The organism is Streptomyces sp. NBC_00057 (genome assembly GCF_045041165.1).
GTDB lineage: Bacteria > Actinomycetota > Actinomycetes > Streptomycetales > Streptomycetaceae > Streptomyces.
In genome coordinates this window covers 6,005,076-6,019,294 of the sequence record NZ_CP108256.1, presented here as the reverse complement: position 1 = coordinate 6,019,294, position 14,219 = coordinate 6,005,076, and the positions used below count along the sequence as shown (strand labels likewise).

Genomic DNA, 14,219 nt, shown 5'->3' with positions numbered 1-14,219 from the left:
AGAACTCCTTCAAAGGTGGTGGCGTCGGTCGGCGACGTGACGGTCGTACTCTTCCCGGGCTTTCACGGCCGACGGCCGGGTGGCCGTTTCGGCTACGGGAACATCCCACCACGCCTGTGCCGGAGGGGGGCCCGACACTGTGTCTGCCGTTTCGGTCTCGACGTAGACACAAGTGGGACGGTCCGTGACGCGCGCCTCGGCAAGGGCTTCGCGCAGGTCACGCACGGTCTTGGCGCGCAGCACGCGCATCCCCAGCGAGCCGGCGTTGGCCGCGAGATCGACGGGGAGCGGGGGGCCGGTGAAGGCGCCGTCCGCGGCACGGTGGCGGTAGGCCGTACCGAAGCGCTCACCGCCGACCGTCTCGGACAGGCCGCCGATGGACGCGTAGCCGTGGTTCTGCAGGATGACCAGCTTCACGGGGAGTTCCTGCTGCACCGCGGTGACGATCTCGGTGGGATTCATCAGATATGTTCCGTCGCCGACGAGGGCCCAGACGGGGCGGTCGGGGGCGGCCAGCTGGACCCCGATCGCGGCCGGGATCTCGTAGCCCATGCAGGAGTAGCCGTATTCGACGTGGTACTGGTGCGGGGAGCGGGCCCGCCAGAGTTTGTGCAGGTCACCGGGGAGCGATCCGGCCGCGTTGATCAGGATGTCGTCCTCGGTGACAAGGGCGTCGAGCAGGCCGAGGACCTGAGCCTGGGTGGGGCGGGCGTGCGGGTCGTCGGCGGTGAACGCGGCGGTGACGCGCTGCTCCCATTTCCCTTTGGCCTCGGTGTACTCGGTCTCGTAGGACGGGTCGACGCGGTGGTTGCGTGCGGCGAGCGCGGCGGTGAGGGCTTCGAGGGCCGTGCGGGCGTCGGCGACGAGCGCAAGCGCGCCGAGTTTGTGTGCGTCGAAGCCGGTGATGTTGAGGTTGAGGAAGCGGACCGCCGGGTCGGAGAAGAGCGTGGCGGAGGCAGTGGTGAAATCGGAGTAGCGGGTGCCGATGCCGATCACCAGGTCGGCGGTGCGGGCCAGCTCGTCGGCGGTCGCGGTGCCGGTGTGGCCGATGCCGCCGACGTCGGCGGGGTGGTCGTGACGCAGGGAGCCCTTGCCGGCCTGGGTGGAGGCGACGGGGATGCGGGTGGCGGCGGCGAACGCGGCGAGGGTCTCCTCCGCCGCGCTGTGATGGACGCCGCCGCCCGCCACGATGAGCGGCCGGCGGGCGCTGCGCACGGCCCGTACCGCCCGGTCGAGCTCGTGCGGATCGGGGGCCGGCCGGCGTACGTACCAGATGCGCTCGGCGAAGAACTCCTCCGGCCAGTCGTACGCCTGCGCCTGCACGTCCTGCGGCAGCGCGAGCGTGACCGCGCCGGTCTCCGCCGGGTCGGCGAGGGTCCGCATGGCCTGGAATGCGGCCGGGATCAGGGCCTCGGGGCGGGTGATCCGGTCGAAGTAGCGGGAGACGGGACGCAGACAGTCGTTGACCGAGATGTCGCCCGCGGACGGGACTTCGAGCTGCTGGAGCACGGGGTCGGCGGGCCGGGTCGCGAAGGTGTCCCCGGGCAGGAGGAGGACGGGGAGGTGGTTGATGGTGGCGAGGGCGGCGCCGGTCACGAGATTCGTGGCGCCGGGGCCGATGGAGGTGGTGACGGCGTGCGCGGAGAGCCGCCCGGACTGGCGGGCGTAGCCGACGGCGGCGTGCACCATGGCCTGCTCGTTGCGGCCCTGGAGATAGGGCATCACCCGGCCCGACTCGACGAGCGCCTGACCGACTCCGGCGACATTGCCGTGGCCGAAGATGCCCCAGGTGGCGCTGATCAGGCGCTGTCGCCGGCCGTCGCGCTCGGTGTACTGGCGGGACAGGAAGGACACCAGGGCCTGGGCGGTGGTGAGCCTGCGGGTGCGTGGTGCGCTCACGAGGTCGCCTCCGGTCCGTAGAGCGGGAGTCTGGGGTCCACCGGCTGCGACGGCCAGATGTCGCGGATCCAGCCGTGGTCGGGGTGGTCGCTGATCAGCCACTCCCGCTGCTCCCCCGGGCCCGCCATCACATTGAGGTAGTAGAGCGTGCGGCCGGGGGCGGCGATGGACGGACCGTGCCAGCCGTCGGGAATGAGGACCGCGTCGCCGCTGCGGACCTCGGCGAGGACATCCGTACCGCCGTCCCTCGACGGCGACACACGGTGGTAGCCGAGGCCGTCGTTCTCGACCTCGAAGTAGTAGATCTCCTCCAGCACGGACTCGACGCCGGGGCGGTGCTCGTCGTGCTTGTGCGGTGGGTAGGACGACCAGTTGCCGCCCGGGGTGAGTACCTCGACGGCGATCAGCCGGTCGCACTCGAAGGTGTCGGCGGCGGCGAAGTTGTTGACCTGGCGGGAGCAGTTCCCGGAGCCGCGCAGCTCGACGGGTACCTCCGGCGCGGGGCCGTAGCGAGCGGGGAGTCGTCGCTCGCACTTCGCTCCTGCCAGGGCGAAGCGGCCTCCTGCGCCGGAGGCGATCTGTGCATGGGCGTCACGCGGTACGTACGCGAAGTCGGATACCCCGCTGAACACGCTTTCCCGGCCCAGTAGTTCAAAGATCTCATCTGAGGTGTGCACCGTACAGCCACCGGTCAACGGCAGCACGATCCATTCGCTCTCCCCGGTGACAAGCGTGTGAACTCCGCCCGGCCCCAGCTCCAGCACACGCAGGCTCGACCGGTCCCAGCCGGCGCGCTTCGGGTCGATGTCGAGGGCGTAGGGGCCGCTCGCCGCGCTCCCGGCGCCGAGGTGGTACCGCGGTTCGTTGTGCGTCGTCATACCCATTCCCTACTTGATACCCGGTCCCCGCCCGTTCCTCTCGGCTCCAGCAGCGAAACGGCCGTGTCGACGGCCGCGGCCACCTCACCGCCGGCCGGGTAGAGCAGCGAACGCCCCACCACCAGTCCCTGGACGGTCGGCAGTTGCAGCGCCGTGCGCCACTTCTCGAACGCGCCGTCCAGGTCGTCGCCCACCTCGCCGCCCAGCAGCACGGCGGGCAGCGTCGAAGCCTCCATCACCCGGGCCATGTCGTCGGGGTTCTCGGTGACGGGGACCTTGAGCCAGGTGTACGCGGATGTCCCGGCCAGCCCCGAGGCGATGGCGATCGAGGTGGTGACCGCCTCCGCGCCGAGGTCGTTGCGGACATGGCCGTCCATGCGGTGACAGAGGAACGGCTCGACGAAGACGGGCAGCCGGTGCGCGGCCATGGCGTCGATGGCACGGGCGGTGGCGTGCATGGTGTCGAGCGAGCCGGGGTCGTCGTAGTCGATACGGAGCAGCAGCTTGCCCGCGTCGAAGCGGAGCCGGGCGAGGTCCTCGGGGCGGTGGCCGGTGAAGCGGTCGTCGAGTTCGAAGGCGGCGCCCGCGAGTCCGCCGCGGTTCATCGAGCCGACGACGACCTTGTTCTCCAGTGCGCCGAGGAGCAGCAGGTCGTCGAGGATGTCGGCGGTGGCGAGGACGCCGTCGACGCCGGGTCGGGAGAGGGCGAGGCAGAGCCGGTCCAGGAGCTCGAAGCGGTTGGCCATGGCCAGTTCGCGGTCGCCGACGGCGAGGGAGCCACGGGCCGGATGGTCCGCCGCAATGATCATCAGGCGGCCGCCGCTGCCGACGAGGGGGCGTCTGCGGCGTCGCGCGGCGGCTTCGGCGATGGCCTCGGGGTGGCGCATGCGCAGTTGGACGAGTTCGGAGACCGAGGAGGCCGGGGGGGTCATGGGGTGGCTCCGGTGGGGCGGGAGGTGACGGCACCTTCGGTCAGGGCCGCTTCGACTTCGTACGGGAACGGCATGGCGGACGAGCAGGCGAGCCGGGAGGCGACGATGGCGCCGGCGGCGTTGGCGTACCGCATGATGCGTTCGGTCTCCCATCCTGCGAGCAGCCCGTGGCAGAGCGCCCCGCCGAAGGCGTCACCGGCACCGAGGCCGTTGACGACCTCGACGGGCAGCGGCGGCACATCGGCCACCGTGCCGTCGCGGTGGACGGCGAGTACGCCCTTGGGGCCCTGCTTGACGACGGCGAGCTCGACGCCCGCGGCGAGCAGGGCGCGGGCGGCCGCGTACGGTTCGCGCTCGCCGGTCGCGATCTCGCATTCGTCGAGGTTGCCGACGGCGACGGTGGCATGGGCGAGGGCCTCGCGGTAGCGGGCGGTGGGGTTGGACGCGGTCCCGGGCTTTCCTTCTGTGGTGTCCCAGAACATCGGGCGCCAGTCGAGGTCGAAGACGGTGATGCCGGAACGGTCGCGGGCGCGCAGGGCGGCGAGGGTCGATGTGCGGCTCGGTTCGGCGCACAGCCCGGTGCCCGTCATCCAGAAGATCCGGGCGGACCGCACCGCGTCGAGGTCCAGCTCCGACTCGTGGATCTCCAGATCGGGGGCCTTGGGCTGCCGGTAGAAGTAGAGCGGGAAGTCGTCGGGCGGGAAGATCTCGCAGAAGGTGACCGGTGTCGGATACGCGTCGACGGGCGTCACCCATCGGTCGTCCACCCCGAACTCCCGCAACTGGTGGTGGAGATACTCCCCGAAGGCATCCCGGCCCGTGCGGGTCACCACGGCGGTCCGCCGGCCGAGCCGGGTTGCCGCAACCGCGACATTGGTCGGTGAGCCGCCGAGGAACTTCCCGAACGTCTCGACCCGGGCCAGCGGCACACCGGTCTGCAGGGGGTAGAGATCCACACCGATCCGGCCCATGGTGATCACGTCGTACAGCTCAGGCATATGCATCCCTTCGACCGGCGACCGGGGCGGCTGCTCCCAGGTCTAGCCCTCCCCCGGAACCCTGTCAATGCTTTGTCCGGACATAAGGACGAATGATTGACACTCGTTGCCCGGGCCGGGAGGCTGGGCCGCATGACCTCCTCCGCATTGACTCCGGCCCGTATCCGTATCGGTTCGGCACCCGACTCGTGGGGCGTGTGGTTCCCCGACGATCCGCAGCAAGTGCCCTGGCAGCGCTTCCTCGACGAGGTCTCCGCTGCGGGTTACGAGTGGATCGAACTCGGCCCGTACGGCTACCTCCCGACCGACCCGGTCCGCCTCGCCGACGAGACCCGCCGCCGCGGGCTCACGGTCTCGGCCGGGACCGTTTTCACCGGATTGCACCATGGAACGGACGTCTGGGACCGGACCTGGGCGCATGTCGCCGACATCGCCGCACTCACCCGGGCGATGGGCGCCGGGCATCTCGTGGTCATCCCGTCGTTCTGGCGCGACGACAGGACGGGCGAGGTCCTGGAGGACCGCAGCCTCACCGCGGAGCAGTGGCGCAGCCTCACCACCCAGACGGAACGGCTGGGCCGCGAGGTGCAGGACCGTTTCGGGCTGCGCATCGTCGTCCATCCGCATGCCGACACCCATATCGACAGCGAGGAGAACGTCAGCCGCTTCCTCGACGCCACCGATCCCGAACTGGTCTCGCTCTGCCTCGACACCGGCCACTACGCCTACTGCGGCGGCGACAGCGTCAAGCTGATCGAGACCTACGGCGAACGGATCGGATATCTGCATCTCAAGCAGGTCGACCCGGAGATCCTGGCCGAAGTCGTGGCGGACGAAGTGCCGTTCGGCCCCGCCGTGGCGCGCGGAGTGATGTGCGAACCGCCGGGCGGGGTGCCCGCACTGGAGCCCGTACTCGCAGCCGCCCGCAAGCTGGACGTCGATCTCTTCGCCATCGTCGAGCAGGACATGTATCCCTGCCCGCCCGACAAGCCCTTTCCCATCGCCCGCCGCACCCGGGACTTCCTCCGCTCCTGCGGTAGCCCGCACCGGGCTCCCTGACACGCCGAGCGGCCCCGGGAAGTGACGTAGTGGCGGTACGCGGTGTTGTCCTCGATGAGAAGTCGGTGCGCGGCCCCGGCCGCGCGCCACCACCACACACCACCACCACCACCACCACCGCACCAGGAGCAACTCGCCATGATCCGGAAGATGTTGTCGTCCCGCAGGGCGGCCGGCGCCTCGGCCCTGACCGTCGTCGCCCTGGCCGCCGCCCTCGCCGCGACCCCCGCAGCCTCGGCCACCTCGGCCGACGGGGACAACCCGCCGCCACCGCCCGGCTCCAGCCCGGTCTGCGCCTTTTACGACGGCGACGGGCTCACCGTGTACGGCGAGCGGGGCGATCGGGTCTCCCAGGTGCAGTGCATGCTGGCCAACCGTCACTATCTGCCGTGGTCGGCGCTCGACGGAACGTTCGGACCACAGACCCTCCTCGCCGTACAGCGCTTCCAGGCGGACAACCCGCCGCTCGTGCCGGACGGCCTGGTCACCCCGGTCACCTGGTCGGCGCTCTGGCACGCGGGACCGACCCGCACGACCCCTCTCCCCTAGCCGCCGGCGCAACCCGGCACGCCGGCCCCCTCTCCCGTAGCCCCTGGGCACCGTGCACTCCTTCTGTAACAGAGGTCACATCCTCGTCACATATGTCTCCGTTACGCGGGCCTTCCGTCACAGGCGCTCGACAGCCCCTCCCCGGAACTCACCCCTTGTCGTTGCACCGGGCGCAGGCTGAGTGATCGTCAGCGTCCCGCGCCGCAGCTCCCCCGACGGCCCGCCCGGCTGCCACTGCGGTGCAGAGAGGTGTCATCCATGACGGACAGAAGACTCTGGTCCTACAAGGACATTGCCGCGCACATCCGGGTACAGCCGGGCACCGTCCGCTCCTACCGCAAACACGGCCACCTCCCGTCACCCGACCATGTGGAGAGCGGAAAGCCCTACTGGTACGCGGACACCATCCGCGCCTGGGTCGCCTCAAGACCCGGCAACCGAGGACGCAGGGGCTGACACCTCCGGCCCCGTACGGGGAACGACTCCCACCTGCCGCCGTACGGGGCCTCGCCGGACGGTCCGCGATGCCGCGCTCCCGGCTCCCCCGAATGCCCGCTCCCCGAATGCCCGACAGCTCCACACGCCATACGATTCGGACAAATGCGGTCGGATTCGGATTCGCCGCCGTCGAGAGCGCGGGCTACGCCTCACTCGCATTCATACCCCCTAGGGGTATAGTGTGATGAGTGTCGGGGCACACCGGGTCTCCCGGGGTTCCCGACATCACGCCCTTGCGCTCGTCGAAGAGGAGAACACCATGACCGCCGACACCCAGCTCCCCCAGGCCACCGGCTCCTGCTGCTCGCCCAGCGGCTCCTGCCACGACGGTGCGGACTCCGGCGCCCCGGCGGGCGGGGTGACCACCGTCTACCAGGTGACCGGCATGACCTGCGGACACTGCGAAGGCGCCGTCTCCGAGGAGATCTCCGGCATCGAGGGCGTCACCTCGGTGAAGGCCGTCGCCTCCGCCGGTCAGGTGACCGTCGTCTCCCGGGCCCCGTTGGCCGAGGACGCTGTGCGCGCTGCGGTCGACGAGGCCGGCTACGAGCTCGTCGGCCGGGCCTGAACACGATCGGGGCGAACCCGGTACGCCGGGTACACCCGCACCACCCCCTTTTGCCGCCGGGCCGGACCGACCAGCAGATACTGGTGGGGTACGGCCCGGTCGGCGTTTCAGGAGTTCGGACATGCACAGCGCAACAGAGGCCGCGCCCCCGTCAGCGGAGAGTTCGCGGGCCGAACTCACGATCGGCGGGATGACCTGTGCCTCCTGCGCGGCCCGCGTCGAGAAGAAGCTCAACCGGATGGACGGCGTCACCGCCACCGTCAACTACGCGACCGAGAAGGCCCGTGTCTCCTTCGGCCCAGGGACCGACCTCGCGGATCTGATCGCCACGGTCGAGAAGACCGGCTATACGGCGCAACCGGTACGCCGCCCCGAACCGACCCCGCCCGCCCCGGCACGGGCCGCTGCACCGGCCACGCCCGCAATCTCCGTCACAGGAGCCTTTGAGGGCGGCGGCCCGGACAGCGCCCGAGTCCGCACCGGACAAGCCTCCCAGAGCCCGACCGGCACCGAGACCGGCGTCGGCACCGGCACCGGCACCGACGACCCCGCCGAGCGGAAGGCCGCCGACGCCCTCGCATCACTGCGTCAGCGTCTGATCGTCTCGGTCGTCCTCTCCGCCCCCGTCGTCGTACTCGCGATGGTCCCTGCCTTCCAGTTCGACAACTGGCAGTGGCTCTCCCTCACCCTCGCCGCCCCCGTCGTCGTCTGGGGCGGACTGCCCTTCCACCGCGCCACCTGGACCAATCTCCGGCACGGCGCGGCCACCATGGACACCCTGGTCTCGGTCGGCACCCTCGCCGCCTTCGGCTGGTCCCTGTGGGCGCTGTTCCTCGGTGACGCAGGCATGACCGGGATGCGGCACGGCTTCGACTTCACGGTCTCGCGCGCAATGGGGTCTCCCCTGCTCGAGCGGAGCCGAGAGCTCGGGGAAGGCTCGTCCACCATCTATCTGGAGGTCGCGGCCGGCGTCGTCACCTTCATCCTGCTGGGCCGCTACCTGGAGGCGAAGTCCAAGCGGAAGGCCGGTTCCGCCCTGCGCGCGCTGATGCACCTGGGCGCGAAGGACGTCTCCGTCCTCCGGGGCGGCACCGAGGTACGCATCCCCGTCGGCCGGCTCACCGTCGGCGACCGCTTCGTCGTCCGCCCCGGCGAGAAGATCGCCACCGACGGCACCGTCGTCGAGGGCGCGTCCGCCGTGGACGCCTCCATGCTCACCGGCGAGTCCGTCCCGGTCGATGTGGGCGTCGGCGACCGGGTCACCGGGGCCACCGTGAACGCCTCCGGCCGGCTCGTCGTCGAAGCCACCCGGATCGGCGCCGACACCCAACTGGCCCGGATGGCGAAGCTCGTCGAGGACGCCCAGAACGGCAAGGCCGAGGTGCAGCGCCTCGCCGACCGGATCTCCGCGGTCTTCGTCCCCGTGGTGCTGGTGCTCGCAGTGGCCACCCTGATCGCGTGGCTGCTCGTCACGGACGACGTGACCGCCGCGTTCACCGCCGCCGTCGCCGTACTGATCATCGCCTGCCCCTGCGCCCTGGGCCTCGCCACTCCCACCGCCCTCATGGTCGGCACGGGACGCGGCGCCCAGCTCGGCATCCTGATCAAGGGCCCCGAGGTCCTGGAGACCACGCATCGCATCGACACGATCGTCCTCGACAAGACCGGCACGGTCACCACCGGCCGGATGACCCTCCAGGACATCCACCCCGCACCCGGCACCGACGAGACCCGGCTCCTGCGGCTGGCCGGCGCGCTGGAGCACTCCTCCGAGCACCCCATCGCCCAGGCCGTCGCCGCCGGAGCCACGGACCGCATCGGCGGCCCCCTCCCCGCCCCCGAGGACTTCGCCAACGTCGCGGGCCTCGGCGTACGCGGCACGGTCGACGGGCACCAGGTACTGGCCGGCCGCCCGCAACTGCTCGCCGACGCGGGCATCGACATCCCCGACACCCTGTCCGGCGTCGTGGCGGACGCGGCGGCTCGGGGCCGTACCGCGATCGTGGTCGCCTGGGACGGGCAGGCACGCGGCGTCCTCGCCGTCGCCGACGCGGTCAAGGAGTCCAGCGCGGCAGCCGTGGCCGAGCTGCGCGCGCTCGGCCTCCGTCCCGTTCTGCTGACCGGTGACAACCGGGCCGTGGCGGAGGCCGTGGCCCACGCCGTCGGAATCGACGAGGTCCATGCCGAGGTCCTGCCCGAGGAGAAGGTCCACGTCATCGAGCGGCTCCGGGCCCAGGGGCGCTCCGTAGCCATGGTCGGTGACGGGGTCAACGACGCGGCCGCTCTCGCCACCGCCGATCTCGGCCTGGCGATGGGGACCGGTACGGACGCCGCGATCGAGGCGAGCGATCTGACTCTCGTTCGTGGAGATCTCAAGGTGGCGGCCGATGCGATCCGGCTCTCCCGGCGCACCCTGGCGACCATCAAGGGCAATCTCTTCTGGGCATTCGCCTATAACGCAGCCGCCCTACCCCTTGCGGCATTTGGCCTGCTCAACCCTATGATTGCGGGAGCGGCGATGGCGTTCTCATCGATCTTCGTCGTGACGAACAGCCTGCGCTTGCGCGCCTTCACGTAACTTCCACAAAGAGATTTAGATCACACCGATTTCAGGGTAACCATCCGGTGGGTTCGTGAGTCTAAGAGTGCGATGCCAAGGATGTCTTGGGGGACGTCCATCGAAGCGTCTTGGGGGATGCTTCGGGCAAGCGTTGGCCGGGGCACGTGCACCGGGGAGCTTTGAGCGGCCCTCCCGTGCGTACGTACCCCGGCGGACCGCGCTGGAAGTACAAGTGAAGAGCGCAGCTCGCAGTAGGTGACGAGCGCCCAGGAGCTTTGGCTCCCGCAGACGCCCGGCCGGATCCCGTGGGGGGAATCCGCTCCGGGATATGGGAAGCGCCTCGCTGTCGGCCCGTGGGGGGATCGATGGCGGGGCGCTTCTCGCTGTCCGCCCGGCGGGCGGCACCGCGCACGGCTGCGTCGGTCACGCAAATCGCCCCGGACACCGCGCTCTGTGCGAAAGCGCGGTACTCGGGGCGAAGACGACCGGCCTCGGCGGCCGGGGTGATGCAGGGGCGGTACGAGGTTCAGCGGCCCTCGACCGGGACGAAGTCACGCAGGACCTCGCCGGTGTAGATCTGGCGCGGGCGGCCGATGCGGGAACCCGGCTCCTTGATCATCTCGTGCCACTGGGCGATCCAGCCGGGAAGCCGGCCGAGCGCGAAGAGCACGGTGAACATCTCGGTCGGGAAGCCCATGGCCCGGTAGATCAGACCCGTGTAGAAGTCCACGTTGGGGTAGAGGTTGCGCGAGACGAAGTACTCGTCGGAGAGCGCGTGCTCCTCCAGCTTCAGCGCGATGTCGAGCAGCTCGTCGGACTTGCCGAGCGCGGACAGCACATCGTGGGCCGCGGCCTTGATGATCTTCGCGCGCGGGTCGAAGGACTTGTAGACGCGGTGGCCGAAGCCCATCAGCCGGACGCCGTCCTCCTTGTTCTTCACCTTGCGGATGAAGGAGTCGACATCGCCGCCGTTGGCCTGGATGCCTTCGAGCATCTCCAGCACCGACTGGTTGGCACCACCGTGCAGCGGGCCCCACAGCGCCGAGATACCGGCGGAGATCGAGGCGAACATGTTCGCCTGCGAGGAGCCGACCAGACGCACGGTGGAGGTCGAACAGTTCTGCTCGTGGTCCGCGTGCAGGATGAGCAGCTTGTCGAGCGCGGAGACGACGACCGGGTCCAGGTCGTACTCCTGGGCGGGGACCGAGAAGGTCATGCGCAGGAAGTTCTCGACGTACCCGAGGTCGTTGCGCGGGTAGACGAAGGGGTGGCCGATCGACTTCTTGTACGCGTACGCGGCGATCGTCGGCAGCTTGGCCAGCAGACGGATCGTCGAGAGGTGACGCTGCTCCTCGTCGAACGGGTTGTGGCTGTCCTGGTAGAACGTGGACAGCGCGCTGACGACCGAGGAGAGCATGGCCATCGGGTGGGCGTCGCGCGGGAAGCCGTCGAAGAACCGCTTGACGTCCTCGTGCAGCAGCGTGTGCTGGGTGATCTCGTTCTTGAAGGTCGACAGCTCGTCGACCTTGGGAAGCTCACCATTGATGAGCGTGTACGCGACCTCGAGGAACGTCGAGCGCTCGGCGAGCTGCTCGATCGGGTAGCCGCGGTAGCGCAGGATGCCCTGCTCACCGTCGAGGTAGGTGATGGCGGATTTATACGCTGCGGTGTTGCCGTATCCGCTGTCCAGCGTGACCAGGCCGGTATTGGCCCGGAGCTTCCCGATGTCGAAGCCCTTGTCGCCGACGGTGCTGTCGATCACCGGGTAGGTGTATTCGCCATCGCCGTACCGCAGTACTACAGCGTTGCTGGTGTGCTCGCTCACGTCATCCCTCACCGACGTAGTGCCTCTTCTTCGAGGTTCCCTGACTGTCTTCACCCTCCCCCATTTGGCTCAGGAGAGTGCACTCGGGGTCGTCCATTGGACCTACTCGCGGCACTGAGTGCCGCGAGCTTACTCATCCTGCCCCCTTGACTCCGGTTCCGGAAGGCCTCCGTGATGTTTCCCACCGATTTGATCGATCATTTTTTCCGGGGATCCTCCGCCCAGGCCCCCTGACAACCGGTAATCCAGCGCCGTACAGCGCCTGCCTGCGGAAACCGTGCGGACCGCCTGGCCGATCGCCTGCCGCGAGCCGACCAGCACGACGAGCTTCTTGGCCCTGGTCACGGCGGTGTACAGCAGGTTCCGCTGGAGCATCATCCAGGCGCTCTTGGTGACGGGGATGACGACGGCCGGGTACTCGCTGCCCTGGGAGCGGTGAATCGTCATGGCGTACGCGTGGGCCAGCTCGTCCAGCTCGTCGAAGTCGTAACCGATCTCCTCGTCCTCGTCGGTCAGTACCGTCAGCCGCTGTTCGTCCAGGTCGAGGGCGGTGACGACGCCGACCGTGCCGTTGAAGACACCGTTCTCCCCCTTGTCGTAGTTGTTGCGGATCTGGGTGACCTTGTCACCGACCCGGAAGACCCGGCCGCCGAAGCGCTTCTCGGGCAGGTCGGGACGGGCCGGGGTGATGGCCTGCTGGAGGAGCCCGTTGAGCGTGCCCGCCCCGGCCGGGCCGCGGTGCATCGGGGCGAGGACCTGTACGTCACGTCGCGCGTCCAGCCCGAATTTGGCCGGAATGCGGCGGGCGGCGACGTCCACCGCGAGCACGCCCGCGTCCTCCGTCTCGTCCTCCACGAAGAGGAAGAAGTCGTTGAGGCCCTGAGTGAGGGGCGGTACTCCGGAGTTGATCCGGTGCGCGTTGGTGACGACTCCGGACTGCTGGGCCTGGCGGAAGATCGTGGTCAGCCGGACCGCCGGAACGGGGCTGCCGTCGGCGAGCAGATCGCGCAGCACCTCCCCCGCGCCGACCGACGGCAGCTGGTCGACATCTCCCACGAGCAGGAGGTGGGCACCGGGTGCCACCGCCTTCAGCAGTTTGTTGGCGAGCAGCAGATCCAGCATCGACGCCTCGTCGACGACGACCAGATCGGCGTCCAGCGGCCGGTCCCGGTCGTACGCGGCATCGCCCCCCGGTTTCAGTTCGAGCAGCCGGTGCACGGTGGACGCCTCGGCCCCGGTCAGCTCGGAGAGCCGCTTGGCCGCCCGCCCGGTGGGCGCGGCCAACACCACCTTGGCCTTCTTGGCGCGGGCCAGCTCGACGATGGAGCGGACGGTGAACGACTTCCCGCAGCCGGGCCCACCGGTCAGGACGGCGACCTTACGGCTGAGCGCGAGCCGGACCGCGGCCTCCTGCTCCGGGGCGAGCTTCGCCCCCGTGCGGCCCGCGAGCCAGCTCAACGCCTTGTCCCAGTCGACCTCCGCGAAGGCCGGCATCCGCTCCTCCGGCGTCCGCAACAGCCGTTGCACCTGGGAGGCGAGGGAGATCTCGGCGCGGTGGAACGGCACCAGGTAGACGGCGGTGATCGGTTCGCCGCCTTCGGGCGACGGCACCTTCTCCCGTACGACGCCTTCCGGGTCCTCGGCCAGTTCGGCGAGGCACTCGATGACCAGCCCCGTATCGACCTGGAGCAGCTTCACCCCGTCGGCGATCAGCCGCTCCTCGGGGAGGAAGCAGTGGCCCTGGTCGGTGGATTGCGACAGCGCGTACTGCAGCCCGGCCTTCACCCGCTCCGGGCTGTCGTGCGGGATGCCGACGGCCTGGGCGATCTTGTCGGCGGTGAGGAAGCCGATGCCCCAGACGTCGGCGGCCAGCCGGTAGGGCTGGTTCTTCACGACGGAGATCGAGGCGTCTTCGTACTTCTTGTAGATACGGACGGCGATGGAGGTGGAGACGCCGACCCCCTGGAGGAAGACCATCACCTCCTTGATCGCCTTCTGCTCCTCCCAGGCCGCGGCGATCATCTTCGTCCGCTTCGGCCCGAGACCGGGCACCTCGACAAGCCGCTTCGGCTCCTGCTCGATGACGTCGAGGGTGTCGACCCCGAAGTGGGTGGTGATCCGGTCCGCCATCACCGGGCCGATGCCCTTGATCAGGCCGGAGCCGAGATAGCGGCGGATTCCCTGGATGGTGGCGGGCAGCACGGTCGTGTAGTTCTCCACCGTGAACTGCTTGCCGTACTGCGAGTGCGAGCTCCAGCGCCCCTCCATCCGCAGCGACTCGCCGACCTGCGCACCGAGCAGCGACCCGACGACGGTCAGCAGATCACCCGCACCCCGCCCCGTGTCGACGCGAGCGACGGTGTACCCGTTCTCCTCGTTGGCGTAGGTGATGCGCTCAAGCACACCTTCGAGGACGGCCATGTTGGACATGTTCCGACGGTATCGGTTCCCAC

At 69.7% G+C, this 14,219-nt stretch carries 11 protein-coding genes; 5 read left to right on the top strand and 6 right to left on the bottom strand.

The annotated features are described in order from the left end of the window. Nucleotides 1-9 precede the first annotated feature (9 nt). The 4 genes from iolD to iolC are packed head-to-tail and all read right to left on the bottom strand — an operon-like array spanning nt 10 to nt 4,707. The gene (gene iolD / locus OG953_RS28320) at nt 10-1,899 is read right to left on the bottom strand and encodes a 3D-(3,5/4)-trihydroxycyclohexane-1,2-dione acylhydrolase (decyclizing) (RefSeq protein WP_405687797.1); all 1,890 of its coding nucleotides are present in this window, start codon (nt 1,897-1,899) and stop codon (nt 10-12) included. After that, a complete protein-coding gene (gene iolB / locus OG953_RS28315; RefSeq protein WP_405687796.1) occupies nt 1,896-2,777 on the bottom strand; it encodes a 5-deoxy-glucuronate isomerase in 882 nt (293 codons plus the stop codon). The genes iolD and iolB overlap by 4 nt, the downstream gene beginning before the upstream one ends. Further along, on the bottom strand, nt 2,774-3,709 hold the full coding sequence (locus tag OG953_RS28310) for a deoxyribose-phosphate aldolase (protein ID WP_405687794.1): 936 nt from the start codon (nt 3,707-3,709) through the stop codon (nt 2,774-2,776). The genes iolB and OG953_RS28310 overlap by 4 nt, the downstream gene beginning before the upstream one ends. Beyond that, nucleotides 3,706-4,707, bottom strand: coding sequence for a 5-dehydro-2-deoxygluconokinase (gene iolC / locus OG953_RS28305; protein ID WP_405687793.1), 1,002 nt, complete (start codon nt 4,705-4,707; stop codon nt 3,706-3,708). Before iolC ends, OG953_RS28310 begins: the two co-directional genes overlap by 4 nt. A 132-nt stretch (nt 4,708-4,839) precedes the next feature. Between iolC and OG953_RS28300 the strand changes: the two genes are divergently transcribed. The 5 genes from OG953_RS28300 to OG953_RS28280 all read left to right on the top strand — a co-directional run bounded on the left by OG953_RS28300 (nt 4,840) and on the right by OG953_RS28280 (nt 9,959). Beyond that, the gene (locus tag OG953_RS28300) at nt 4,840-5,766 is read left to right on the top strand and encodes a sugar phosphate isomerase/epimerase family protein (protein WP_405687792.1); all 927 of its coding nucleotides are present in this window, start codon (nt 4,840-4,842) and stop codon (nt 5,764-5,766) included. Between the two features lie 138 nt (nt 5,767-5,904). Beyond that, nucleotides 5,905-6,315 (top strand): peptidoglycan-binding protein, encoded by a 411-nt coding sequence (locus tag OG953_RS28295; protein ID WP_405687790.1) that lies wholly within the window; start codon nt 5,905-5,907, stop codon nt 6,313-6,315. Between the two features lie 258 nt (nt 6,316-6,573). After that, entirely contained in the window at nt 6,574-6,771 is a 198-nt protein-coding gene (locus OG953_RS28290) for a helix-turn-helix transcriptional regulator (protein WP_405687788.1), read from the top strand. 301 nt (nt 6,772-7,072) lie between these two features. After that, nucleotides 7,073-7,381: a heavy-metal-associated domain-containing protein gene (locus OG953_RS28285; RefSeq protein WP_405687786.1), complete on the top strand. Its 309-nt coding sequence runs from the start codon at nt 7,073-7,075 to the stop codon at nt 7,379-7,381. A gap of 121 nt (nt 7,382-7,502) precedes the next feature. Further along, nucleotides 7,503-9,959 (top strand): heavy metal translocating P-type ATPase, encoded by a 2,457-nt coding sequence (locus OG953_RS28280; protein WP_405687784.1) that lies wholly within the window; start codon nt 7,503-7,505, stop codon nt 9,957-9,959. 508 nt (nt 9,960-10,467) lie between these two features. Here OG953_RS28280 and OG953_RS28275 read toward each other — a convergent pair. Together OG953_RS28275 and OG953_RS28270 are read right to left on the bottom strand one after the other, a co-directional pair. Continuing rightward, nucleotides 10,468-11,766, bottom strand: coding sequence for a citrate synthase (locus OG953_RS28275; RefSeq protein WP_362206772.1), 1,299 nt, complete (start codon nt 11,764-11,766; stop codon nt 10,468-10,470). Nucleotides 11,767-11,895: 129 nt separating this feature from the next. Continuing rightward, nucleotides 11,896-14,196: an ATP-dependent RecD-like DNA helicase gene (locus tag OG953_RS28270; protein WP_405687782.1), complete on the bottom strand. Its 2,301-nt coding sequence runs from the start codon at nt 14,194-14,196 to the stop codon at nt 11,896-11,898. Nucleotides 14,197-14,219: the final 23 nt, after the last annotated feature.